Annotated in this window: 22 protein-coding genes and 1 tRNA gene; 13 read left to right on the forward strand and 10 right to left on the reverse strand. The window is 38.8% G+C overall.

Annotation, left to right across the window (positions count from 1 at the left end):
* The first annotated feature begins 69 nt into the window (after positions 1–69).
* The 10 genes from KO513_RS14005 to KO513_RS14050 all read left to right on the forward strand — a co-directional run bounded on the left by KO513_RS14005 (position 70) and on the right by KO513_RS14050 (position 11,925).
* A complete protein-coding gene (locus KO513_RS14005) occupies positions 70–1,596 on the forward strand; it encodes a hypothetical protein (RefSeq protein WP_215913870.1) in 1,527 nt (508 codons plus the stop codon).
* Entirely contained in the window at positions 1,589–2,353 is a 765-nt protein-coding gene (locus tag KO513_RS14010) for a hypothetical protein (protein ID WP_215913871.1), read from the forward strand. The genes KO513_RS14005 and KO513_RS14010 overlap by 8 nt, the downstream gene beginning before the upstream one ends.
* Positions 2,347–3,447, forward strand: a complete 1,101-nt coding sequence (locus KO513_RS14015; protein WP_215913872.1) for a polysaccharide pyruvyl transferase family protein — start codon at positions 2,347–2,349, stop codon at positions 3,445–3,447. Before KO513_RS14010 ends, KO513_RS14015 begins: the two co-directional genes overlap by 7 nt.
* A 1-nt stretch (position 3,448) precedes the next feature.
* Positions 3,449–4,402, forward strand: coding sequence for a glycosyltransferase family 2 protein (locus KO513_RS14020; protein WP_215913873.1), 954 nt, complete (start codon positions 3,449–3,451; stop codon positions 4,400–4,402).
* Between the two features lie 87 nt (positions 4,403–4,489).
* On the forward strand, positions 4,490–5,626 hold the full coding sequence (locus tag KO513_RS14025; RefSeq protein WP_215913874.1) for an EpsG family protein: 1,137 nt from the start codon (positions 4,490–4,492) through the stop codon (positions 5,624–5,626).
* Between the two features lie 11 nt (positions 5,627–5,637).
* Positions 5,638–6,624 carry a hypothetical protein gene (locus tag KO513_RS14030; protein WP_215913875.1) on the forward strand — a complete coding sequence of 329 codons (987 nt, stop codon included), beginning with the start codon at positions 5,638–5,640 and terminating at the stop codon, positions 6,622–6,624.
* A gap of 2 nt (positions 6,625–6,626) precedes the next feature.
* Entirely contained in the window at positions 6,627–7,289 is a 663-nt protein-coding gene (locus KO513_RS14035; RefSeq protein ID WP_215913876.1) for a CatB-related O-acetyltransferase, read from the forward strand.
* A gap of 100 nt (positions 7,290–7,389) precedes the next feature.
* Complete coding sequence (locus KO513_RS14040; RefSeq protein WP_215913877.1) at positions 7,390–8,220, forward strand: glycosyltransferase family 2 protein; 831 nt, start codon at positions 7,390–7,392, stop codon at positions 8,218–8,220.
* Entirely contained in the window at positions 8,205–9,428 is a 1,224-nt protein-coding gene (locus KO513_RS14045) for a glycosyltransferase (RefSeq protein ID WP_215913878.1), read from the forward strand. Before KO513_RS14040 ends, KO513_RS14045 begins: the two co-directional genes overlap by 16 nt.
* Before the next feature lie 115 nt (positions 9,429–9,543).
* Positions 9,544–11,925 carry a GumC family protein gene (locus KO513_RS14050; RefSeq protein WP_215913879.1) on the forward strand — a complete coding sequence of 794 codons (2,382 nt, stop codon included), beginning with the start codon at positions 9,544–9,546 and terminating at the stop codon, positions 11,923–11,925.
* 569 nt (positions 11,926–12,494) lie between these two features.
* Here the strand turns inward: KO513_RS14050 and KO513_RS14055 are convergent.
* From KO513_RS14055 to KO513_RS14095, 10 genes are all read right to left on the reverse strand, one after another.
* Positions 12,495–12,568 (reverse strand) — tRNA-Arg (locus KO513_RS14055).
* Positions 12,569–12,734: 166 nt separating this feature from the next.
* Positions 12,735–13,130, reverse strand: a complete 396-nt coding sequence (locus tag KO513_RS14060) for a response regulator (protein ID WP_215437984.1) — start codon at positions 13,128–13,130, stop codon at positions 12,735–12,737.
* A 4-nt stretch (positions 13,131–13,134) separates the two neighbouring features.
* Positions 13,135–14,697 carry a sensor histidine kinase gene (locus KO513_RS14065; protein WP_215913880.1) on the reverse strand — a complete coding sequence of 521 codons (1,563 nt, stop codon included), beginning with the start codon at positions 14,695–14,697 and terminating at the stop codon, positions 13,135–13,137.
* A gap of 244 nt (positions 14,698–14,941) precedes the next feature.
* Positions 14,942–17,050: a methylmalonyl-CoA mutase gene (gene scpA, locus KO513_RS14070; protein WP_215913881.1), complete on the reverse strand. Its 2,109-nt coding sequence runs from the start codon at positions 17,048–17,050 to the stop codon at positions 14,942–14,944.
* A 28-nt stretch (positions 17,051–17,078) separates the two neighbouring features.
* Positions 17,079–18,470 carry a methylmalonyl-CoA mutase subunit beta gene (locus KO513_RS14075; RefSeq protein ID WP_215913882.1) on the reverse strand — a complete coding sequence of 464 codons (1,392 nt, stop codon included), beginning with the start codon at positions 18,468–18,470 and terminating at the stop codon, positions 17,079–17,081.
* Between the two features lie 206 nt (positions 18,471–18,676).
* Positions 18,677–20,032: an exopolysaccharide biosynthesis polyprenyl glycosylphosphotransferase gene (locus KO513_RS14080; RefSeq protein WP_215913883.1), complete on the reverse strand. Its 1,356-nt coding sequence runs from the start codon at positions 20,030–20,032 to the stop codon at positions 18,677–18,679.
* Positions 20,033–20,965: 933 nt separating this feature from the next.
* Positions 20,966–21,097 carry a hypothetical protein gene (locus tag KO513_RS19745; RefSeq protein WP_256439093.1) on the reverse strand — a complete coding sequence of 44 codons (132 nt, stop codon included), beginning with the start codon at positions 21,095–21,097 and terminating at the stop codon, positions 20,966–20,968.
* A gap of 9 nt (positions 21,098–21,106) precedes the next feature.
* Positions 21,107–21,583 (reverse strand): hypothetical protein, encoded by a 477-nt coding sequence (locus KO513_RS14085; protein ID WP_215913884.1) that lies wholly within the window; start codon positions 21,581–21,583, stop codon positions 21,107–21,109.
* A gap of 45 nt (positions 21,584–21,628) precedes the next feature.
* Positions 21,629–22,447, reverse strand: a complete 819-nt coding sequence (locus KO513_RS14090; protein ID WP_215913885.1) for an SDR family NAD(P)-dependent oxidoreductase — start codon at positions 22,445–22,447, stop codon at positions 21,629–21,631.
* A gap of 37 nt (positions 22,448–22,484) precedes the next feature.
* The gene (locus tag KO513_RS14095; protein ID WP_215438002.1) at positions 22,485–23,303 is read right to left on the reverse strand and encodes an SDR family oxidoreductase; all 819 of its coding nucleotides are present in this window, start codon (positions 23,301–23,303) and stop codon (positions 22,485–22,487) included.
* Between the two features lie 242 nt (positions 23,304–23,545).
* Here KO513_RS14095 and KO513_RS14100 point away from each other — a divergent pair, with 242 nt between their 5' ends.
* The 3 genes from KO513_RS14100 to KO513_RS14110 all read left to right on the forward strand — a co-directional run bounded on the left by KO513_RS14100 (position 23,546) and on the right by KO513_RS14110 (position 25,424).
* A complete protein-coding gene (locus KO513_RS14100; RefSeq protein WP_215913886.1) occupies positions 23,546–24,055 on the forward strand; it encodes a peroxiredoxin-like family protein in 510 nt (169 codons plus the stop codon).
* A 167-nt stretch (positions 24,056–24,222) separates the two neighbouring features.
* Complete coding sequence (locus tag KO513_RS14105; RefSeq protein WP_215913887.1) at positions 24,223–24,672, forward strand: hypothetical protein; 450 nt, start codon at positions 24,223–24,225, stop codon at positions 24,670–24,672.
* A complete protein-coding gene (locus tag KO513_RS14110) occupies positions 24,669–25,424 on the forward strand; it encodes an alpha/beta fold hydrolase (protein ID WP_215913888.1) in 756 nt (251 codons plus the stop codon). The genes KO513_RS14105 and KO513_RS14110 overlap by 4 nt, the downstream gene beginning before the upstream one ends.
* Positions 25,425–25,558: the final 134 nt, after the last annotated feature.

A 25,558-nucleotide genomic window follows, 5' to 3' on the forward strand; every position in this document is an offset into this window, starting at 1 on the left:
ACAGAATTAATATAAAATAGTTCCCATCTTATTTAGGGATAAAAAAGATACACGGAACAACCATAATATATGTCTACAGCCCATAGGGTTATAAAAAATACCGGATTTTTATATGCCAAGATGGCGATAACCATGTTTATCTCCCTCTATACCACCCGTTTGGTGTTAAACGCTTTAGGAGCTTCGGATTTTGGTATTTTTAACTTAGTAGGAGGTGCCATTGCCATGCTGGGCTTTTTACATGCGGCCATGTCTAGCGCTACCCAACGGTTTATGTCCTTTTACGAGGGTAAGGGCGATAAAGAAAAGCAGAAATACATTTTTAATGTTAGTTCCGTACTGCATTTTGGGATTGCCATAGGCTTGGTGTTCATACTTTTGGTGGCGGGCTACTTCTTTTTTAATGGCATTTTAAACATTCCTCCTGATCGGGTGTTCGCTGCTAAGGTCATTTATGGTTCCTTAATTTTAAGTACGGCCTTTACGGTAATGAGTGTGCCTTATGAAGCGGTCTTAAATGCACATGAAAACATGTTGTATTACTCCATTGTGGGCATCCTGGAATCGTTGCTGAAATTAACCGTAGCGCTCATTATTGTATACTATGTAGGAGATAAGTTGGTGCTGTACGGTATTCTTATGGCGGTAATCCCTTTTATTAGTCGTACCATAATGCAAGTGTACTGCCATAGAAAATATGTAGAATGCGTTATAGCGCCTAGAAAGTACTTTGAAAAGAGTTTGATGAAAGAAATGACTTCTTTTGCGGGTTGGAGTTTTTTGGGAACAACCGTATCAATGCTTGCCTATTATGGACAAGGTCTAGTTTTAAACATGTTTTTTGGTACAGTAGTAAATGCTGCACAAGGTGTCGCAATGCAAATAAATGGACAGGTGAGTGTTTTTTCAAATAATATGATGAAAGCATTAAACCCTGTAATTGTTAAAAGTGAGGGTGCGAATGACCGCGATGCAATGCATAAAACGTTGTTTGTGGGGAGTAAAATCTCTTTTTTTTTATTAGCCATAATTGCAATTCCAATAATTATAGAAACCCCTCTGATTCTTAAACTTTGGTTAAAAAGTGTTCCGGAATACACGGTTATCTTTTGTCGCTTGATTTTAGTAATATCCTTGATTGATCAGTTGTTCATAACGTTGCCGACTGCTATTTCTGCAACAGGAAATATAACCAAATATCAAATTTCAGTATCACTATTGCTATTAATGCCATTGGTGGCTTCAATTATACTTTTCAAATATGATTTTCCGCCTTACTTTATTTATCTAACTTTTATTGTGCAAAGATTAGTTAGAACATTTGGCGTTGTTTTATATTATTCTAAGCACCTGATAGGTCTTTCTCGTAAGGAATACATAGAAAAGGTAGTCTTTAAAAGTTTAGCCGTTATACCTTCTTTAGTTTCAGGATTGATACTAGTCTTGTTATTACAGGAGGGAGTAACAAGACTATTGGTCACGGGAACGACTACAATTACACTTTTAGTTATTTGTATTTGGTTTTTTGGACTTACAGAAATAGAAAAAGCTAAAATACATAGTATAGTCAACTTACTTAGGAAAAAAAATGAATAGAGTATTAAATTCAATAGGTTATAGGATAAAACCCTTCCTCGAGAAAAAAAATGATTCAAGAATTAGAGAGAATTTTAGTTGTAGTAAAAAAACGACTGCGAGTACGCCTACTAAAATTCTATATGATGTTCAAGATACTGGTGGATTTTTCAACTATAAAGACGAGACTTGGAATTACATAAAGAACATTGGCTTCTTCATGTGGAATGATTTGTTTTCTCCAGATTTTATGAAAAGAAAAAATCCAAAATATTTTATTGATAATAAGTGCGCAAATGATAAAGTTCAATATTATAAAAATGAAATAAAATGTTTTAGCGAGAATAGAAAAAACGATTGGATATATCTAAAATTTAACCGGAGTTTGAAAAAGCCCTATGTTTTATCCTTTCAGGCGAAATTGGAAACAGAAAATTCTGAATTTCAAATCGCTTTCAATTATAAAGATATTGGAAAAAGATATCGATTTAACTTGAAAGATAATAACTTATTAAGTTTTGAAGTTGTTTCCAATGGGTGTTTTGTAAATGATATATGTTCAGCTAAAATTAGTTTGGAATTGGGCCGTTACTATGATTTTCAAATTCACGTTAACCATGGAAGTTTTCAATATTTTGTCGATGGTACTGAAATCTTGAGTGTACAAGAGAAAAATTCTTTGTTAAACGGGGATGGTTTAGTATTTATTTTGTGGGATAGTTTGGGTAAGCCAATTGATGTTTGTTATAAAGAAATTAAATTATACGAGTTATGTTGAAAATAGGAATAATGACCACTCAAGATGCATTAAATAATGGAGCAATGCTTCAAGCCTATGCATTACAGACGTATTTACAAAGTTTAGGGCATCACGTTGAATTCATAGATTATAGAACTGAAGGAAAGTTGACGATACGTTCCTTTATTGCTAAAAGTCCTTTGGTCATGTGGAATAAGTGGATGGATATTTATAATGAAGCAAAATTCCGTAGAAGAGCGGATTTTGGAGATTTGTTGAATAGGGGAGAGAGCACTTTTTACACCTTGAAAGAAATTCAAAACAATCCACCAAAATGTGATGTATATATAGCTGGGAGTGACCAAATTTGGAATGTTTCATCTCGAAATACAATTAACAGAGCTTTTTACTTGGATTTTGGAGGTAAAGAGATAAAGAAGATTTCATACGCTGCCAGTATGGGGCAGTGTGATGTTCCTGAATTTTTGAATGAAGAAATTCACGATTTGGTTGAAAGGTTTAACTCAGTTAGTTTGAGGGAGACCAAAGCGGTAAATTTTATACAATCTTTGTTCAGCGAGCATAAAAAAATATATCATGTTCCTGACCCTACTTTTTTGCTGTCAAAAGATGAATATTTAAAATTTATCATATCTGATGACGAACAATGGAAAAAGAAATACATTGCTTCATATATTTTGGTGCCAAGTAGATTTGATGAAAAATTGCGCCAAGCAGTAAATTTCGTGACAACACATATAGGTGTGGACTTGGTAAATTTAAGGAATCCTGGTACTTGCGTGCGATTAGAAAATGCTAAAAACACAATAGTTGCTCCAAGAGAATGGTTAAGATATGTATACTACAGTCAATTTATGATATGTTGTTCCTTTCATGCGGTTGTGTTCTCGTTAATATTGCACAAACCATTTATCGTTATAACTCCGTATGAAAATCAAAGAATTGCATCGTTATTAAATCCGCTAGGTTTGAGTGGGCGGATAGTTATGGGGAAAGATGAGCAAAAATTAAAAGAAATCATAGATAAAGAGATAGATTGGCACGAGGTTGATGCACTGATGGAAAGAGAAAAATCAAAAGGACAGGAGTTTTTAAGACTTAGCTTGAATTAATATGATTTCTGTAGTCATTCCATTATATAATAAAGCGCATACCATTGTCAATACTTTAGAAACGGTTATTGGTCAAAGTTTTGTAGATTTTGAAGTTGTGATCGTTAATGATGGCTCTACGGATAATGGAGTTGACGTTATAAGGCAGTTTACCAAGGATTCACGAGTAAGAATTATAACGCAAGAAAACCAAGGGGTTAGTGCAGCAAGAAATAAGGGAGTTAAAGAAAGCAAGTTTGAGTATATTGCTTTTTTAGATGGGGATGACGAATGGAAACCTGATTATCTGGAGAAAGTGAATCATGCCATTACCCAATATCCGGAGGCGGGTATGATTTGTGCGGGAGGTGTGGTAAGAAACAATGATGAAATTGAACCAAGACTTGCTAAAAAATATACGGATACTATAGCTGTTAGGGATTTTTTTGAAAACCCTCATGTCTTTTTACATACCAGTGCGGCAGTGGCAAGAAAAACAGAGTTTTTGGAGTCAGGTGGTTTTCCTGTAGGAATGAAAAGAAATGAAGATTACGCTTGTTTCTTTGCTTTGGCCCTAATAACACCCATGGTATATGTAGGGTTTCCGTTAACCGTATATGTAGGTATGGTTCCCGGTCAGGCTACTCAAACCTCCACGAGCAAAGTTATTTCGCATATTGTAGATCGGTATAATCATGTTCACGAGAAATGGAAAAACAGTACGTCCAAAAACAAAAGCTATCCGGTATTTTTACGGTATGAGTTAAGACATGAAATCTTGAACTTTATTAGAAAGGGAGAATATGATATGATTGATTATCTCCTTAAAAATTTGGATAAGGATATTCTTGGTAAATTCAGTCCGTTTGAGTTTCAGTGGTACGCCAACAAAAAACGCAAACAGTTGGGCGTGTTGTTTATATACTTGACCAAGATACGTTGGCGTATGCGCGGCTATCCATATTTGGGAGAGTAATTAAGGATTAATGGGTGCTAGAAATACAATAGGTTGTTAAGGTTTGTTATTCTTTTTGGGGTAATTATTTTTTCGGTATATCCTCTTATGGGGATACTCACCTTTATACTCGTTAAATTGGTCCATAACAAGAAAGATACCTTAACGGATACCCTTTTATTTGGTCTCATAACACTCTATGCATGCTTGGTACAATCTACACGTATCTGGAAACCGGGGCAGCCGTCAGATTGGTATAACGAGGCCTATTGGGGGCTTTTTGAACAAGCAGGCACTATGCCGTTTTTTTCCTATGTGTTCGGGTTTAAGGAACCGGTATGGAATTTTATAAATTATATAGGGTTTTACCTAACCTCGGGTGACTATTTTAGTTTTATTAATGGTATTACGGTACTGACAATAGCAATCACTAGCTATGCCATATTCATATTCTGGCAAAAAACCAATAGTGATCCGGTTACGCTAGTGGCTTCATTGGCATTGCTTATTTTTTTCTCAGAATATATCAGTAACCTGAATAATATCACCAGACAATGTTTTGCTCTAAGTATAGTAATGTATGTTTTTGCTGTTAGGGTTACCCAACAAAAGAACCTATGGCTTTTGTTCTTAAGTGCCTGTTTTATTCACACCTTTAGTTTTCTTTATTTAATATTTTTTCTGATAAAACCACTTCATAATAAACTGGAAGGCGGAAATTTAAAGCGGTTCTTATATGCAATAGCAGGTGTGGCAGTTGGGTTTATGTTGCTGCCTTTAATAGGGAAATTAGTAAGTGGCATTGGGTTTTTAGCGTATGGGTTTAAGCGCTTGGAAAAAAATTCTACAGGTGCGCTAGACGATACGGTGTTCAATATGGGCCCATTATATGTAACCGCAGCGGTATTGATAGCCATCTGTTCGTATATGATATGGACGACTAGAAAGAAAGTATTTAATTTTTATACCAATGTTTTACTGGTGCTAATGGTGACGTGTGTTATGTTGGCAAGTACGTCTGAAGGCTTGGTTTCCCGCCTGTACATTTCCAGAATGTACCTATTGCCTTTTGTGCTGCCCTATGTTATGTTGGATAAGAAAATACTCAATACCCTTTATGCTTGGGCCATTGTGCTCTTTTTTGGTGTACGTTTTTTAATGAGTTTTGACGGGTTAAGACGTGGTGGGTTTTTTCCGCCTCTTCAGAGCTTATTTGGATATTCAATTTTTGATTTTATTTTTTGATATTTCACATTATGAACAAGAAAGTAATTTTTGGACTTAAAGCTTTTAGGAAGTTATATAGTAAGGTATTTGGCGTGGATTCCATCGTTCAATTGGATTGCGAACAGGATGCTGATGTTGCTTCCCGAATAATATACGATGAGTTACAAAAAGAAACGCCATCCATGATTGCACGTTTTGGAGCTACAGAGATGAATGTCATGATAAATTATTTGGGGATAAAGGGAGAGGATAAGAATTGGATAAAATATATACGCAACAAATCGCTACCATGGTGGTGGGAAGAAAATCGGATGCAGCAAATGCAACGTTGGAGCGGTTTTTTTCCGCCAACAGAGGCCAAAATTCAACAGTTTTGCGAATTGATGCTACGAGATATGCAAGAGGTAAATGTGTTGGGAAGCTGGATTCCTGATGAATTTTACTTTGAAGAACAACTAAGTAGGGTAAAAAAAGTAAAGCTGATATTGCTAGAGCCTTATATGTCCAGTAAACCTTGGAGCAGTTTTTTAAAGGGAAAAAAAGTATTAGTCATTCACCCTTTTGCAGAATTGATTGAGCAGCAATATCAAAAACGAGAGACTTTATTTGAGAATCCGGAGGTCTTGCCGGAATTTGAATTGCAAACTATACCAGCTATTCAGAGTTTAGGGGGCGAAAGTAACGGTTTTACCGATTGGTTTCATGCCCTCCAATGGATGAAAGATGAAATTGATAAACGGGATTATGATATCTGTTTGATTGGCGCGGGTGCTTATGGTTTTCCTTTAGCGGCCCATGTAAAGCGACAAGGAAAAAATGCAATTCATTTAGGGGGCGCATTGCAATTGTTATTTGGAATTAAAGGTAATCGTTGGGAAGACCCATTTTATGGTGTAGAACAATGGGGTCTAACTAAAGGTTTTTATACTGAGTTAATGAATGAATACTGGGTGCGCCCAACAAATAAGAATAAACCCAAAAACGCCAATGAGGTTGAGGGTTCATGTTACTGGTAGTTATGAGATTTATAAAAAGAATTACATATATTCCATTTGGTGCAGTTAAGGGTTTAATTGATTTTTTAAATAAGCATTCACGTGATATCGAGAACAAAAAGAGATTTCCTGATGCTACTATCGATAAGGAATCAACATTTACTTCAGATTCGCTAATCGGAAAAAATTCACGTATTTTTCGTGGATGTATCATCAACCATAGTCAAATAGGTGACTATAGCTATATAGCAAGAAACACCTTAGTGCAGCACGCTCAGATTGGAAATTATTGTTCTATTGCTCATGATGTTAACATTGGTTTAGGGCAACATCCAATTGACTTATTATCTACTTCTCCCATATTCTATAACAAAAACAATCCTTTGAAGTATTCCTTAGTCGAAAAAAGCTTAATTTTTGAGGAATATAAGACAATAAAAATTGAGTCGGATGTTTGGATTGGAGCTCGTGCAATTATCATGGATGGAGTAAAAATTGGGATGGGTGCAATTGTGGCGGCTGGAGCCGTTGTAACTAAAGATGTTCCTCCTTTTGCAATTGTTGGAGGAATTCCTGCGAAAATAATTAAGTATAGATTTAATGAGGATAGAATTAAGCAGATAATAAAGTCCAAATGGTGGTTATTAGAGCCGCGCCGAGTTATAAATTATTTGAAAAAAGAGTAGGTATTTTTGGAAATAGTAGAAGTTGATTCTGTCTATTGCTAGGTTAAAAAATGATGTCCTTATTTAGAGGGAGCCCTTTGGAACTTAAAAAAAAAATATAGTGAAGAATATCGCTGTTTTACTTACAGTATTTAATCGTAAAGCCAAAACCCTTGAAGCATTACAGAACTTGTTCGCTCAGGACATTCCTGATGAATATGTTCTAGACGTATATCTAGTTGATGACGGCTGTACGGATGGTACCGCTCAGGCCGTAGCGGAATCATACCCTATGGTACATATCATTACTAGTAAAGGAGACTTATTTTGGAATAGGGGAATGCTTTTGGCTTGGGAGAGCGCAGCACGAGCAAAGTCATATGATTTTTATGTTTGGCTAAATGATGATACTATTTTAAATGCCCAGGCCTTAACCACTTTGCTACAAACTTCCGAAAGCAAATTAAACAAGGCCATTATAGTAGGGAGCACCTCTTCTTTAAAGGATACAAAAACCATTACCTACGGCGGGAGAACCCAAAATGGACAACTGGTGATGCCTCAAGACCAAGCAGTTTCCTGTGCCTATTTTAATGGGAATATTGTCTTGATTCCAAAATATGTATATGAAAAGGTAGGGGCCAATGACCCTGTTTTTCACCATGCTTTAGGCGATTTTGATTACGGGAAAAGGGCGAAAAAATTAGGAATAGAAAATATAGTAGCTCCAGGAATATTGGGGCAGTGCGATACCCATGAGAGTTTGGCAACCTGGTGCAACCCAGAAAAAACATTTAAAAAACGCTGGCAAGCTTTTCGTTCGCCTTTAGGAAATAACCCAGAAGAATTCTTTGTTTACGAAAGAAGGCATAATGGTTTAGTGATAGCATGTTTTCATTATTTCACGAATCATTTACGGGTGTTTCTACCTAAAATATGGAATTTAAAATGAAAATACTTGTATTAACTTCTCATTTTCCTGCTTCCGATTTACCAAAAGATTTAACGCCCGTTGTCTATTATTTTACGAAGGAATGGGTTAGAACGGGGCATTCCGTAATGGTTGTTCATAATCAAACCGTTTTTCCTTCTATTGTTTATTTATTTCTTAAGTCCTTTAACAAGTTGTTAGCGAGCATTGTAGGATATAACTTCCCGACTTTTAAGCCAAAAGAAATTGATTATGAGGTAGATGGGGTCAAAGTGTTTCGAAGAAGCATGATGAAATTATTACCTAAGAAAAAATTTGTTGAGAATAGTTATGTGTCTCAACAAAAGGTGATAGATAAAATCCTTTTAGATAATGATTTTATGCCAGATATTGTGGTAGCGCATTGGCTTACTCCCCAAGCCGCTCTTTTGCAATATTTAAAGGAGAAGTATAAAGTGCCAACTTGTTTAGTGGTTCATGAAAATTCACCGGTTTTAAAGCGTGATTATCCAGAAAAATGGCCGGTATATGTAAGTAATCTAGATTTAGTGGGGTACAGGTCTAGACCCATTAAAGAAGCTTTTATTGCTGATCATAATATTTCAGGTGTCAAGGATTTCTTTTGTTATTCAGGTGTGCCTAGAGAATTTATTCCCTCAAAATGGGAAAAATCTTTTACAAAAAATAAGACCTATACATTTGTTGGTACGCTTATTAAACGAAAGCATCCAGCGGCTATTTTAGATGCTCTCTCGGCACCGGAAAATATTAATTCTGAGTGGAAATTAAATTATTTGGGAGAAGGTCATTTAAAGAAATCATTGGAGAAATTTTCTGCAAAACTGGGGGTTAATGATAAGGTTTTTTTAAGAGGTAGAGTTCCTAGGGAAGAGGTCAACAGTGTTTTGATGAATACAGATGTCTTTGTAATGATTAGTGAAACTGAGGCGTTTGGTCTAGTGTATTTAGAAGCTATGGCAAACGGATGCATAACAATTGCTTCTCGAAACGAAGGTATGGATGGGGTAATAAAGGATGGTGTCAACGGATTTTTGTGCACTGCAGGAGACGTAGAGGAGTTGAAAAGTATTATCAGCAAAATAAATAGTCTTTCTGAACAAGAGATAAAAGAAATTTCGTATCAAGCATTTTTAACTGCAAGTAATTTGACTGATGAAAAGGTTGCTTTAAATTATGTGCAACATTTAGAAAAATGTGTTTCAAAATAAATATCATTTAATACGTGTATGCATTTTATAATCGATATTTGATTATTGTTTGGATTTATAGAATGTTGGCGATGTTTAATGAGTAGTTTGTTTTTTAGTTATAAAAGAAAGTTATATGAGTCATAATGACGATAAAGAAAGCTTTGTTTCAGAAAAAAAGCCTTTTGAGATTAGGGAAATCATAGAAGAGTATCTACGTTTTTGGAAGTGGTTTGTATTGAGCGTGCTGTTGGCCTTGGTATTGGCTGTAGGGTACTTGAAACTTAAGCAGCCGGTATACAAAGCACTAGCTTCGGTTATCTTGGAAGACGAAGAGAGCAAATCTCCCGGTGGTGACGCAGGTGGTTTTGTAGACTTGGGCATGTTAGGAGGGCTGGGTACCAGCAGTATTGAAAATGAGTTGGGCCTTATCCGGTCCAAACGTTTAATGACTAATGCGGTAAAGGCGTTGGACCTGAATATTGGATATTTTGAGCCCAAAGGTTTTGGGGCAAAAGAACTCTATACAGATGCCCCGTACAGATTGCGTTTGGTACGTTTGGATGAGGTGGCGTTGCAAAAAACCATACTGGCGGAACAAAACGTGTTGGAGATACAGAAGGTAGATGAAAATACGGTAACCATAGAACAAGCAGAGAGTGATTACAAGGCAACGCACAAATTGGGCGATATTATTGAAATGGGCTTTGCCGATTTTGTCGTAGAATCCAACGTGGTATCGGATACCTTGGCTACGGAGGATTTGGACTTGGATATGAACGTGGAGGTACAGTTCTATTTGGTAGATCAGGTAGCCTCTGCTCTAAGGGGGCAATTGGAGGTAGCTTTGATGGATGAAAATTCTACCTTGATTCAACTGAATATAGAAGGTAACGTTCAGAAAAAATCAGAAGACATCTTAGACCAATTGATTTTTGAATACAACCAAGAGGCCATTGAAGATAAAAACCTAATTGCGAGAAATACGGCATTCTTTATTGATGAACGCTTGAGTATCATCAATTCGGAATTGGATTCCGTAGAAACGGGAAAAGAGAAGTTTAAGACCGCTAATATGCTTACGAATATTGAAGCGGAATCTTCCATCATCATTCAAAACGTGAGTGATTATAATAACAAGCAACAAGAGGTGTTAACGGAACTGGAAATGACCAATGCCATGATTGAGCATGTAAGTTCCAGTAAGTTAAATTTGTTACCGGCCAATATGGGTTTGGCAGAGTCTGGAATGGTACAGTTGGTAGATGAGTACAATCAACTGGTATTGGAACGAAACCGTTTGTTAAAGGGAGCTACTGAAACCAACCCTTTGGTGGTAAATTTGGGGAATCAGTTACAAGAAATAAAGGAAAACATTAGTGAAAGTTTGCGAAGAAGACGCTCCAACCTTTTGATCACAAAAGATAACCTAAGCCGCCAGGCCGGTATTTTGGGTTCCCAAATTTCCGAAGTGCCTTCTCAAGAACGTGAGTTTAGAGGTATTGAGCGACAACAAAATATTAAAGAAGCACTGTATCTGTTCTTGTTGCAAAAACGGGAAGAAAACTCCCTGTCACTAGCGGCAAAGGCACCCAAGGCAAAAATAGTGGATAAGGCGTATAGTTTAAACGCGCCTATTTCCCCAAACAAAAAGATGGTTTTAGGTATAGGCTTGTTGGGAGGGCTGATCGTTCCCTTCCTTATTATTACCGCCAATAAGTTTTTAAACAACAAAATAAATACGAGGGAGGAACTAAAAGATGTTGCCAAAGGCACTACTGTAGTGGGCGAAATTCCTCATGTAATGGCCGCAGACTCTACAGTAGTTTCAGTAAACGAAAGGTCTGTACTATCCGAGTCTTTTAGTATTTTACGGGCCAATCTTAATTATGTGATGCCCGATAAGGGCACATCTGGAAAAGGTTCCTGTATTTATGTGACCTCTTCTGCACAGGGAGAGGGAAAAACCTTTACGGTCATTAATCTGGCCTTGATACTTGCGGAGTCCGGGAAAAGTGTGGTTATGGTAGGAGGTGATTTAAGGAACCCGCAACTACACAGACATGAAAATAAACCTATAAGTACGGAGGGATTAAGTACGTATTTGGCAAGTTCCAATACAGAACTGTCCAGTTATTTGGAAGATTCCAGCCTAAACAAAAACTTAAAGGTGTTGCCTTCCGGACCTGTACCGCCTAATCCTATACAGTTATTAGGAAAAGATAAGATGGGAGCCATGTTGGAAGAGTTAAAAAGTACCTATGATTATGTAATTGTAGATACTGCCCCTGCCATGATCCTTGCCGATACGTTCCTGATCAGTAAATATGCCGATCTAACACTCTATCTTATACGAGCCGGCCAAACCGAAAAGAAAGTTTTGGAATTTGCATTGGAAGCAAAAGCAGAAGGAAAATTAAAGAATATGAGCTTCCTGTTGAACGATGTTAAGATTGCAGATGCCACTTACGGTTCTAAGTATGGTTATATGTACGGTAACGAAAAAGCAAAAAAATAGACCAAGCCAGTATAGCACGATAAAATCGCATGCAATACGTGTATGTCGTAACGAATGAAGCGCCCAAAAGGGCGCTTTTTTTATTTGTTGGGGTAACTGTTGAAAAAGCAAATAAGGCGTCTAGAAAGTAATCAAATGAAGGTATACGTGTAAATCTACGTTTACACGAAAAAGACCATAAAAAAAGGCTTCCAAGAAATCGGAAGCCTTTTTAATTTAGAGTGATTGCGCCAGGATTACCTTTCGGTGTTCCTAGGGAGCTCAATGTTGCAAATTATAAACCACGAGCTATCGCTCCAGTTCTTCATTTTATTCCAAGATCACAAGACCGGTGGTCTTGCATCTTTCCATAAAACAAAGAACCACGCCCTAAGGACGTGGTTTCTAATTTAAAGTGATCGCGCCAGGATTACCTTTTCGGTGTTCCTAGGGAGCTCAATGTTGCAAATTATAAACCACGAGCTATCGCTCTAGTTCTTCATTTTATTCCAAGATCACAAGACCGGTGGTCTTGCATCTTTCCATAAAACAAAGAACCACGCCCTAAGGACGTGGTTTCTAATTTAAAGTGATCGCGCCAGGATTCGAACCTGGGACCGTCTGCTTAGAAGGCAGATGCTCTATCCAGCTGAGCTACGCGACCATTTCAAAAGCGGTGCAAAGATAGTTTATTTTCCTAGAAAAATAAGCTTCAAGGGTTCAATAATTGTTCTTCGGTGAAAAAAAATGGCGTAGAATGCCGTAGTAGCCTAATTTTTAAAGTGTTTGCCGTTTCAGAAAATCGGTCATGGTCAGGGGTGTTCAGCCACTTATTGGGAGTTTTCCAGTTTGGATTCCAATAATTTCTGGCATATAATCTCAAATTCTTTGTTGAGCTCATGCTCGTCTATAGGTTTCCTTAGAATGTGTAGCGGTTCGGTTTTTTTGGCGCTTTCCAAGGTGCTAAAATCCGAGTTTCCGGTGATGTACACAAAAGGAATTTTGTACTTCTCCTTAAGAATGGTGGCGGTTTCAATTCCGTTGAGGTCTCCGCCCAAGCCAATGTCCAACAGAACTACATCTGGCATATAATGGTCCACAACAGCTAATGCATCGGTGCCGTTATCCGCAGTTTTAACGTGGGTACTGCCCACATTGGTTATGATATGCTCAATAAACATTTGTATGATCAGGTTATCTTCTACAATTAGGACTTTTAGTTTCATAGTATTAGGATATCTGTTCAATTTCTTGAAAGGTTATTATATAGTGTGTGCCACTTTCTGTGTTGTCTTTTTCTACGGTGCCTTTTAATTGTAAGGTGAGCATATGGATTAATTTCAGGCCTAGCGATTTGGTATTCCTAAAATCAATTTCATCCGAAAAGCCCGTTCCATTATCGCCAATGCGCAACAGGAAATTAGGGTATTTTAATTTTTCAAACTTGATGGAAATAAGGCCTTCGTCCTTGTTCTTAAATCCGTATTTTAAAGAATTGGTAATGATTTCATTGATCATAAGGCCCAGCGGTACGGAGGTATCCAGATTCAGGTGCAATTCTTCCGCTTCAATTTTAAGGTCTATTTTTTTTTCGGACCCTCGCATAGATGCTATAAGTTTTGAGGCCAATTGGTGTACATAATCCCCATAGTTAATGCGACTAAGGTCTTTGGAGCGGTAAAGCATCTCATGGATAATAGCCATGGAATTGATGCGATACTGACTGTACCTGAACAACCCTTTTATTTTATCGTCCTTAATAAAACTGGATTGCAAACTGAGCAAACTGGTAATGACCTGTAGATTATTTTTTACCCTATGGTGTATCTCTTTTAAAAGCGTATCGCGTTCGCTAAGTCTATTTTTTATGGTCTGGTTTAGAGTATCTATATAGCTGTTCTTTTTGTAGAGCATATAAATGATACATAGGAACAAGACAATACCAATAGTGAGGATGGCCGCCGTTATATAAGTAGATTTCTTATACTCTGCCATTTGGTTCTGAATGGATAGAATATCCGGTTTGGTATAGAGTGTCCAAGTCTGGTTTCCTTCCAAGCTTACTTTCCTTTGGTAATAAAAAGCGTTTCCATGACGGTCTTTTTTGTCAAGGTCTATGGTAGATTGTGCATATAGCTTTTCGTCATTCGCACTATGGAAAACTTCATTTTTGGAATTCAAGAACGTAATCTCTTGGTCGTTAAAAGTGTCCAGCCAATTTTTCGCATTCAGGTTAAGCCCTACAATACCACTAAGCACGTTGTTTATATAGATAGGGGTAAAGAAGCGCACTGTGGGTCTATGCGGCACCTCAACCTTGCCATTTTCAATGTTGAGGTCCATGTTGGAGATATAAAACTCTCCTTTGTTCAGCTCCATAGTTTTTTTAAAATAGTCCCGCTTACCCTTAAATTGTGAGGTAGAGGCCATAACCGAATCTTTATGCTCTACCCGTATGACTTCCATGCCTTCCAAATCTATAAAGCGCGCCTGAAAGTAGTTTGGGTCTATTTTTAGAAATTGGCTTAGCTTCTTTTGGGGAACCTCTAATGGAGCGTTCGCTTTAAGGTCCGTTTCTATAAGGTCTCTCAAGAAAATGACGTTTTTCTTGCTGATGCTATAGAGTTCAAAGAGGCGTGATTCCGCATCTTTAAGCTTGTTTTTTGCCTTAATTTCTTCAACTAGGGTAATATTCTTATGAAAAAGCTTAATGCGCTGTACGGAGAGGTTCCATATAATTACGCAAGTAATTAAAAATAGCACGCTGGATATGGATATCAATTTTTTTCCCATAATCTAATGTGTATTCCGGTATTTTAAATGTAGTGTTCTCAAGAAAAAAGTGGTGTTAGTGGTTTGGTAGTAATCTTAAATATAGTTCAATTTATGGGCAAAATGGTGTTAACGGGTTGTTAAAATGTAGTATTTTTACTACGAATTTCAAGTGAAATTGTTAGATTTTTTATACATGGCTGATTATCAAAATACTATTAGGAGTATGTATTTGACCGTATTTTGTTAAAAATAAAGGTGGTTTTTATAAATTGTCCAATAAGATGTCTAGAATGAGTATGGCAGCTTCGGCAATTTTAGTTCCCGGACCGAAAACCGCAATGGCCCCTTTATCGAATAAATAGGGATAGTCCTGTTTGGGGATAACACCGCCCACGACCACCATAATATCATCGCGGCCGTAGTTTTTGAGCTCGGCAATAACTTCGGGAACCAAGGTCTTATGACCGCCGGCCAAAGAAGAGATGCCTAGAATATGAACATCGTTCTCAACCGCTTGTTTGGCTACTTCCGCAGGTGTCTGGAAAAGTGGGCCTATGTCTACATCAAAACCCAGATCAGCATAGCCCGTGGCAATAACCTTGGCGCCACGATCGTGCCCGTCCTGTCCCATTTTGGCAATGAGGATACGGGGTCTTCTCCCATCCTGTTCCGCAAACTGATCGGAAAGCCTGCAGGCCTTTTTAAAACTCTCGTCTTCCTGTATTTCTTTTGAGTACACCCCTGAAATAGATTGAATGGTTGCTTTGTACCTGCCAAATACCGTTTCTAGTGCACTGCTAATTTCGCCTAAAGTAGCTCTATGCCTAGCGGCTTCTATAGCTAAAGCTAATAAATTTTCATCCGATTGCGATGGGTCCTTAGTATGATTTTCTCCGGTTATCATTTTGGTGTGTGCGGCATCCGTAAGTTTGCGGAGTGCCGTGGCCACTTTTTCATCGTCCCGCTGCTGTTTGATGCGCTCTAGGCGTTCCAATTGTTTTTTTCGTACCGCATTATTATCCACCTCCAATATCTGAAGTCCGTCATCTTCATTGGTTTGATATTGGTTTACGCCCACAATAATATCCTTGCCACTGTCTATACGGGCCTGTTTTTTTGCGGCGGTTTCCTCTATGCGCAACTTGGGTATTCCGGCTTCAATGGCTTTGGTCATCCCGCCCATTTCCTCAATTTCTTGAATGAGCTCCCACGCTTTATGGGTAAGGTCTTCCGTAAGTTTTTCAACATAAAAACTGCCTGCCCAAGGGTCTACCGTTTTGGTGATTTTAGTTTCGTCCCTTAGAAAAAGTTGGGTGTTTCGTGCAATCCGAGCCGAAAAATCCGTAGGCAAGGCTATGGCCTCATCCAATGCGTTGGTGTGCAGGCTCTGTGTTCCGCCCAAAACTGCGGATAAGCCCTCTATGGTGGTACGGGCCACATTGTTGAAAGGGTCCTGTGCGGTAAGGCTCCAACCACTGGTTTGACAATGCGTACGCAAAGACATGGATTTACTGTTCTTGGGGTTGAACTGTTTTACGAGTTTGGCCCATAGCATCCTGCCCGCCCGCAATTTGGCAATTTCAGTAAAGTGGTCCATACCAATGCCCCAAAAGAATGATAGTCTAGGAGCAAAGCTATCTATATCAAGTCCCGCTTTTAATCCGGTTCTAATGTATTCCAGTCCGTCGGCCAAAGTGTATGCCAGTTCCAGTTCGGCCGTAGCACCTGCTTCGTGCAAATGGTAACCGGATATGCTGATACTGTTGAATTTGGGCATGAGTTTACTGGTGTACCTAAAAATATCCGAAATAATAGCCATGGAAGGCGCAGGCGGATAGATATAGGTGTTCCGTACCATAAATTCTTTAAGAATATCATTCTGAATCGTGCCGGTGAGAGCTTTTGGAGCAACACCCTGTTCTTCCGCTGCAACAATATAAAAGGCCATAATGGGCAGTACCGCCCCGTTCATGGTCATAGAAACGGACATTTTATCCAAAGGAATTTCATCAAAGAGAATTTTCATATCCTCTACCGTATCTATGGCGACCCCTGCTTTGCCCACATCGCCAACTACCCGTTCATGGTCACTATCATACCCGCGGTGTGTTGCCAGGTCAAAAGCAATGGAAAGTCCTTTTTGGCCTCCTTTTAAGTTTCTTCGGTAAAAGGCATTGCTTTCCTCTGCGGTGGAAAATCCCGCATACTGTCTAATGGTCCACGGGCGTTGTACGTACATGGTGCTGTAGGGTCCGCGTAAAAATGGGGGTATTCCGGCCGCAAAATCCAGATGCTCAAAATCCGTTTGTTGGGTTGCGGTGGTATCCGGTGCCGTCTTTTTATAGGAAATATGTTGTATGTCTTTTCTCATGTATCGCTCTTATATACTACCCAACGGATTATCGTGCTTGCCAGCCTTCGGTTTGTAATCGCTCTTTTTCCAAACCTTCGGAAAGGCGTTTTTCCAAAATGGGTTCTATTAGGGTCTTTACAGGACGTTGTTTTCCAAAAGGATGGACTTCAAGTTGGTCTTTCATCCGTTCGCTTCCGTTTATATAGGCATTGGAGCCTACCAGTATCTCCTGGGAAGTGTTGAAGCGCTCTTGCTCCTTTTGTGCACTCTCCTTTAGTTTTTTGTGGACGGTATGGTATTTTAATTGTTTTAGAAATCCACCGTTTGCTTCAATATCCTTAAAGAGTAGCAGCGACTTTTCTGCCAGCTGGTCCGTAATACTTTCAATATAATAGGCACCTTCCGCGGGGTTTTGCAAGGTGTTGAAGTAACTTTCTTCTTTGAGCAAAAGGAGTTGGTTTCTGGCAATACGTTCCGCGAACGCATTGTTCTTGTGGTAGATGAAGTCGTAATTAAGATTGCACACGCGATTGGCACCGCCCAAAATAGCTGCCATACATTCCGTAGTGGTACGGATCATATTCATATTGTAGTCATAAAGGGTTTTGTTCCTATTGGAGGGTACGGCCTCAATTTGGCAATTGGCAGTAATCCCGTATTCTGTGGCTAGTAGTTTCCAAAGTCGGCGTAGGGCCCTGATTTTGGCAATCTCAAAAAAATAATTGCTGCCCACGGCCACTTTAAACGTAATGGTTTCCATAGTAGAACCGTACCAGTTAAGATATTCATTGGCGTGGGCCAGGGCATAGGCCAGCTGTTGAACCCTATTGCCTCCGGCGTTCTGGTATAGTGCCGCATCTATGCTAATACTGTTCTTGCGTTCTTTTGAAGCGGATGCCTGTAATAGCTTATGAGTCAGTTGCAGGTCTTCGGCCATGTTCGTGAACCAGTTTCCGGTACGGGCCAACTGCCCAATAGGGTCAATTTGAAACGAAACGGCCGCTGCTTCCACAGGTTGGCTTTCTGTTAGTTTTATACTATCTGCGGTAGAGACATTTTTGAACTCACAATAAATGCTAACCTTTTGATTCGTAGCAATCTCAGCTAAAAGTGTTTTGTAATCTATAGCGGGCGAGGGGAGGGTAAAAAGGATACTTTCCGCACCGCCCTTTAAAGCGTTAAGTGCATTTTTATTGGCTACGGAACTATCATTGACCGGTATGGATTGGGTTATTTTCCAAGGGGTTTGTTTTTCTATTGTATGGGCAATTGGGTTTTGAAGGTCATCTGCATGGTAAAAGGGTTTTACCTTAATGCCCTCGGGAGATTCCCAAACTAGGTTTTGGTTATAATCGGCACCTTTAAGTTCGTATTGTATCTTTTGTTTCCACGCTTTCGCGGATACTTTTTCAAAATCGTCGAACAGTTTTTGCTTCATGTCAAAGGAATAAGCCTAATGTTCATGAAAAGTACGATTTTAGGTGCGATTCAAAAAATATGGAGGGGAAGTTTCCTAGGGAACGGAAATAAGCAACGTGCTGATGTAAATCAGAATCCCATAAGGTAAGAGATGAGCAATAGGTCTTTATTAACTGGGAAAGGACTTTGTTCTAAGAACTAAGAACTATAAGCTAGGTGTTGGTTTTAATATGCGTTTTCCTCCCCGCGTACGGCATTTACAACCGTTTGGAAAATAATTCTAACGTCTAACCATAAGGACCATTTTTCTACATAAAAAATGTCTAGTTTAGTACGGTTTAGAATGTCTTTTTTCTCTCCGATTTCCCCACGGTAGCCTTTTATTTGAGCAAGTCCGGTAATACCCGGTTTTACAAAATGGCGTACCAGATATTTATCTACATTCACTTCATAGTCCCAAGTGTGCAGTTCCATATGGGGCCTTGGGCCTACCACACTCATATCGCCTAAAAACACATTTAAGAATTGCGGCAATTCATCTATACTGGTTTTTCGGATAAACCTGCCTACACGGGTTACGCGCATATCTCCTTTGGTGGCCATTTTAGAGTCCGCATCCTTGGAGGGGCGCATAGACCTGAACTTATAGCACCAAAAGGTCTGCCGTTTAAGCCCATGTCTTTTTTGTTTAAAGTATAGTTTGCCCGGTGATTCCAATTTTATAAGAATGAACATAATGGGTACGAGCCATGACAGTATAAAAACAATAACCAAAGAAGAGAAGAGAAGGTCAAACGTACGTTTTACTACGCGGGCAAACAACGTATCCAAAGGCACCCTTCTCAGGTTGAGTACGGGCACGGTTTCATAGAGCTCAATAAACATGCCTCTAGAATAGATTTCTTTGTTATCCGGTATAATTTTCACGCGGATAAGGTTGTTGTCCGCAAAGTCTATCAGGTTGCGTAATTCTTTGCTGTTAAACTTGGAGGCAACGCAATAAATTTCATCTATATTATTCTCTAGAATATAAAGAAAGCAATCTTCAACAGGGCCTAGAAATGTGGGACTATTGGATTTTTTATCATCAAAATATCCCATATAACGGTAGCCCAACTCAGGTTCATCAAATACCTTGCGTATTTTCTTTAAATTTTTGTCACGGCCTAGAACTACTACTTTAACGGAGTTGCCGCCCCATAAGCGGTATTTTCTACGTAGCCAGAAGAAAACCACACGATAGGCCGTTAATGCCGCGCATATAATCAAATAGATGAACAATTGCTGTTCCAGCGATTCATAAATTCTACCTGTTATTCCAAAAAGGGCAAAATAGGCAAGACCATAAATTAAATAGAGTTGAACAACTTTATGGATGTTGGTGAAAAACCGTTCCTTTCTTTTTCTAGTGTAGTAGCTTAGACCATAGGTTATAAGTAGCCAAGACACATTGTAATGAAAAATATAATATACATTGGTGTAGGTTTCCGGTGTTAAGCAGAACAGTAAACCATTAATGATACACAAGTGAACCAATATGGAAATTGGGATAACCCAGTCCGAATTTTTAAAGCTTTTCATCACCTCTATTGCTGTAAATTATGGGTAGTGAAACAGGCCCTAGGATTTAAAGCCGTTGATTGTAAAAAACATCCGGCATTTCCAAAAAAAGTTGTTGGTAAAAGTTGACTAAATGGCAATAACATAATAACAGTAGATTTACAAGTTTAATAATGTTTTACATCTAGCGCTGTAGGGCGTTTTTTAATTTTGGGGGAGGTTAAAATTGCAGGCGCAAATATAGGATTTCGGGTAGTACAGCCAAAATTTAAAGTGTTATTTAATCATTATCCCATACTCTTAAAATCGATTTTAATTCGCTAAATCGCAGTTGGTTGTAATGTTTGTAGTACTTACGGAGTATTCTGAAGTTTCCGATTTTTCCATAAAATTAATTAAATCCCTAACTAGGCGTTTAGTGTGCGTTCATCGCATTTTTCGATGCTTGAAATACGTGGTTAGGTGTGGGTACAAAGGTTTATTGTGAATGTGCAGATTTGTAAGATAATTTTTTGATGATTCTATGAAAAAATAGCGCAACAATGGGGAATTTAAAAAAGGTAGCATAGAGAAGTATATGTTGATTTAAAATTCTAAATGGATAAACAAAAAAAGGGAGCGTTCCCCAACACTCCCTTTTCAAGTTTTAAATTCTATTTCAATATTGAAATAGTTTATCAACCTACTTATGAGTTACAAAGGTGCATGCGTTTTATTTCCTTTTTTGATGCTAAAAATTGAAATTTTGATTCAAAAGAGTAACGGCCAATTCCATTTAAAAAATTCAATATCGGTCCAAAAAAAGGGAGCGTTCCCCAACGCTCCCTTCCGAGTTATATAATACCCATTTCAATATTGAAACGGTTATTCAACCTACTTATGAGTTACAAAGATGCATTACTTTGTCAAGTGCTATTGATTCAAAAAATTCCGAAATTGACTCATTTAATTTACTTAGTTGATTACATAGCCTAAAATCCAATAAAGGATAATAAAAACTACAATGCTACCAATGCAACCGCATTTGCCGCCTCCTATTTTTTTGGCTCCCCAACCGGCCAATATCGCTTTTAGAATATTCTTCATAGTTCTCTATTATTGGGATTTTATAGGTCCCGATTTATATTTGGTATTGTAATCCATTCGCAAATTTTGCAAAGTGCTGTTTAAATCTTCGGCCTGTGATTGGAGCAGTGCGCTTGTAGTTTTTGGTAAGCTACCAAACGCCAATAGATTTTGATATTTTAGTATTAGCGCGTCTTCCTTGGAAGTAATCAATAGATTTATCTCCTTATCCGTTAGGTTCTTTTCCAATAACTGATTTTCCAACGATTCAAAAATAGGATGTTCTATATGGGCCATACGGGCAATTTTCCTTTCGGTTACCGCATAATACTCATCCGTTAGGATTTTCTCGAAATCTACTTCTTCAAAATGGCGTTTCTTAAAATAGGAGAGCCAAGTAGGATACCGATCCGATTGTACTAACGTACCATACATGCGCTGGCAGGCATGTGTTTCGGCTACCAATTCGCTCAAGGCATTTTCCCACGCAGTGCGTTCTCGTTCCATGATATATATTTTGAATTAAACTTTAATTTTTTGATTCGGTATTAATCAACCAAAAGCCGATTCTACGGCACCACCATCTATGCGTACGTTGGTTCCGTTTACATAACTGGCATGTTCAGAGCACAAAAAGGCTACTACAGCGGCCACTTCTTCCGGTTTTCCTCTACGCTCCATTGCAATGTGCGGTCTTTTGTTCTTTACGAACCATTCTACGGCTTCCTTCACCGAAATATCTTTTTCCTTGGCCAGTTCCTCCATCATGGCATCTGTCATGGGCGTTTCAATATAGGCAGGTGAAATGCAGTTAAAAAGAATGTTTTCCTTGGAATAGGACCGAGATAAACACTTGGAAAGATTTATAATTGCGGCCTTGCAGGCATTATACGGACTCTCATCTACATACGGCTGAAACGCATTTTCACTGGCTACCATAACCATGCGTCCCCATTTTAGTTTTTGCATTTGTGGAACAAAGGCTCGTGCTATACGAACGGCACCCATCAAGTCCACTTGAATGGTATTCATCCAATCTTCATCCGTTAATTTCAAGAAATCTCCAGCTGCGCCCCGTGCACCCGCCGAATGAAAAATGATGTGTGCACCACCAAATTCGGTTCCAATTTTATCGGCCAAATCCAATACCTCTTGATTTTTGGATATATCCGCAGCAATGCCCATGACTTTAGCACCATCCTGGGCGTCTTTTTCAACTTGTTTGACCGCATCTTTTAATTCTTTGCCATTGTTCTTGTCCGAAAGTACAATGTTGACCCCTTCCCGAGCCAAAAATTTAGCGGTTTCAATTCCTAATCCTGAGTCGCCTCCTGTTATCAAGGCCGTTTTTCCTTTTATGTTTAAATCCATACTGTTCTTTTAAATAATGATTATATATAGTTATATGCTATCCGTTTGTAGTAAAACCTGGGTAGCACGTCATTCCGCCATCAACAAAAATGGTGGTTCCGTTTATGTATTCAGATTCGTCCGAAGCCAACCAACTGGCCACACTTCCTATATCTTCGGGTACACCAATCTGTTTGTATGGGATGAGTTTTAGCATATTCTCCCGCCCTTCCTTGGTGCTCCAAACGTCTTTATTGATATCTGTTTTAATAGCTCCCGGTGCTATACTGTTACATCGTATTTTATGGGGAGCGTATGCTTGGCAAATACTTTCCATCAACATCAAAAGTCCGCCTTTAGATGCTGCATAATTGGCATGGCCGGCCCAAGGGATAACTTCGTGAACCGAACTCATATGAATGATTTTTCCCAAAGAATTGGAAACGTCCTTGCGCATACCCCGGCGTAAAAATTCGTTTATGGCCTCTTTGGCGCACAAAAACTGTCCCGTTAGATTTACATCTATCACTTTTTGCCAAGCCTCCAACGGCATTTCGTGTAAAGGATGGTCTATTTGCATACCGGCATTGGCCACGCATACATCTACAGTACCAAAATGCTCAATAGTAGTCTTGAACATAGCTTTTACGTCTTGCTCTTTGCTTACATCGCATTTTACAACAATGGCTTCGCCACTAAGTTTGTTCTTGTTGATTTCGTTGGCAACTTCTTCTGCAGCTTCTTTTGAGCTTCTATAATTCACGACCACGTTGGCGCCTTCTGCACCCATTGCCAGTGCCACGGCTTTACCGATACCGCCACTGGAGCCGGTTACGATACAGGTTTGGTTTTCAAGTCTTTTATTGGGTTTTTGCATAACTGTAGTAATTAGACCATAAAATTACCAGGTCTTGTCCTGCCAGAATAGTCCTATACATAAAATTGATAGCTCAATGCAATTAAAAGGGAAAGCCTTTGTAATAAGCGAATTGGATAATGTTTTACGGCATTATTTTTTGTTATTAAGGCTATTTGCAAATTGGGGTTCCTGTTAATTTGTGAGAACGATAAGGGGGTACCCTAGTTATGAGAGATACAGAAATTTAAAATACATAAAAGATGATAAAGCCAAAAACAGAAGTACCTAAATTAGAGCTTCCACTAATTAACGATACCCGATGGAATTTAGCCACGCAGAATAGCGACACCTTTACTGTTCTTGTTTTTTACAGGGGGTTACATTGTCCTATTTGCAAAAATTATTTAGAAGACCTGGCCAAAAAGTTAAAGGACTTTACGGATAGGGGCGCCCATGTAGTGGCCATTAGCAGTGATACGGAGGAGCGGGGCAAGAAAGCCGGCGAGAAATGGGATGTTCCCGAACTGCCCATTGCCTACGGATTATCCATTGAAGAGGCTAGAAATTGGGGATTGTTCGTTTCAGAAGGAATTAAAGATTCCGAACCGGATACGTTTTCAGAACCCGGGGTTTTTCTGGTAAGACCGGATAATACCTTGTATGCAAGTGCTATTCAGACTATGCCTTTTGCGCGCCCCAATTGGAAAGATATTTTAAATGCCATAGACTATATAGAAAAGAACGATTACCCAGCTAGAGGGGGTGAGTAATTCATTTCTCGATGCTGTCTCCAAGTGATGGGTTAAGTGGTCTTTAAACAATAATAGGTTGACCTTAATGCAAGTCCTATTCGGAGAGATAAAAAGTATTTCGTAAATTTAAGAGAGGAGGCCCTTCTCCTTCTAAAAACAATCTACGAACTTAAATGAATAGGATTATGGAGCTGAATTATAAAATTTATCGGAAAGTAAAAATCTACTTTAACAAAATCTGTGGAGCAATTCCCAATCTAACACTTTTAAAAGAGCGGTCCGAATTAACTTTTGGAGGCTCCTTGGTCGCATCCCGAATTGAAGAAATGCAATTGGTACAAGCACAATTGGTAAATTTCTTCATGAATCCGGATTTGATCGTGCCTTTTGTACCGTCTTCACGCTGTACCGCATTATCTACTTGGTATGGAAACAATACTTTGCAGTCCTGTGGGGATTTGGGAACTTTTCAAGCTATGCTCATAGAAGAGGATGATAAGGTGTTGGAAGAAGCGAACTATATGATTGCGGACCCACTATTACCTTCTAAACTTCAGGTTTTGCTTAAAAAACATAGAAAGAGAATAAAAAATATCAGGATTAATAAAGAGAGCCTGAACGAATTAGAAAGATGAAAGAATATACAGGATTGCGGTATGAAAAAATAGGCCATGGAAAGAAAACCATTGTCTTTGTGCATTATTTTGGAGGTGATGCCGGAAGTTGGAAATGGTTGGCCAAAAGGTTGCGGAAAAAGTATACCTGTATCATGCTCAATCTGCCGGGTTTTGGAGGTACAAGGCCGCTTGCCGAACCTTCCATTTATGGTATGGCGCAGTATATAAACGTGATTATTGATGAGTTAAAACTAAAGGATTACATTCTTTGCGGTCATTCTATGGGCGCCAAATTGATACTCTATGCCGCACAGATAAAAAATACGAACTTACCTCAGAAACTAATGTTGATTGCGCCTTCGCCACCCACTGTAGAACACATGGAAGACCAAGAGCGCAAACGGATGTTGAACCATCCGGACAGGGCCGAAGCGGCCAACACGGTACATGGGGCTACCCAAAAGAAAATGGGTAAAAAGAGATTGTTGTATGCGGTCAATTCCCAATTGCAGATTGAAGAATCTACTTGGAAATGGTGGTTGAACGTGGGGATGAAAAATAATATTGCAGACCGGATAAAAGGGCTTAATATTCCCACAGACGTAATTTTCTCCAATGACGACCCTGTGATTTCTACAGAAGCCATTTATGAAGAAGTGTTGCCAAATCTTAGTAATCCTTCTACGGTAGCTTTGAGCAGGGTAGGGCATTTAATTCCTATGGAAATGCCAAGAAAACTGGCCCGCATCATTAAAAAACTTAATAAATAGATTCCTGTCAAACCGTCCTAAAATTCGCATTTGCAGGTGACGGTATTAGATATCGTTCGTATTTAAAGCAAATAAGTTAATTTATGATTGTTAAAAGCGTACAAGTCATGTGCTTATTACTGATCTTTGCCCTT

The sequence above is a fragment of the Zobellia sp. B3R18 genome (assembly GCF_018860715.1).
Taxonomy (GTDB): domain Bacteria; phylum Bacteroidota; class Bacteroidia; order Flavobacteriales; family Flavobacteriaceae; genus Zobellia; species Zobellia russellii.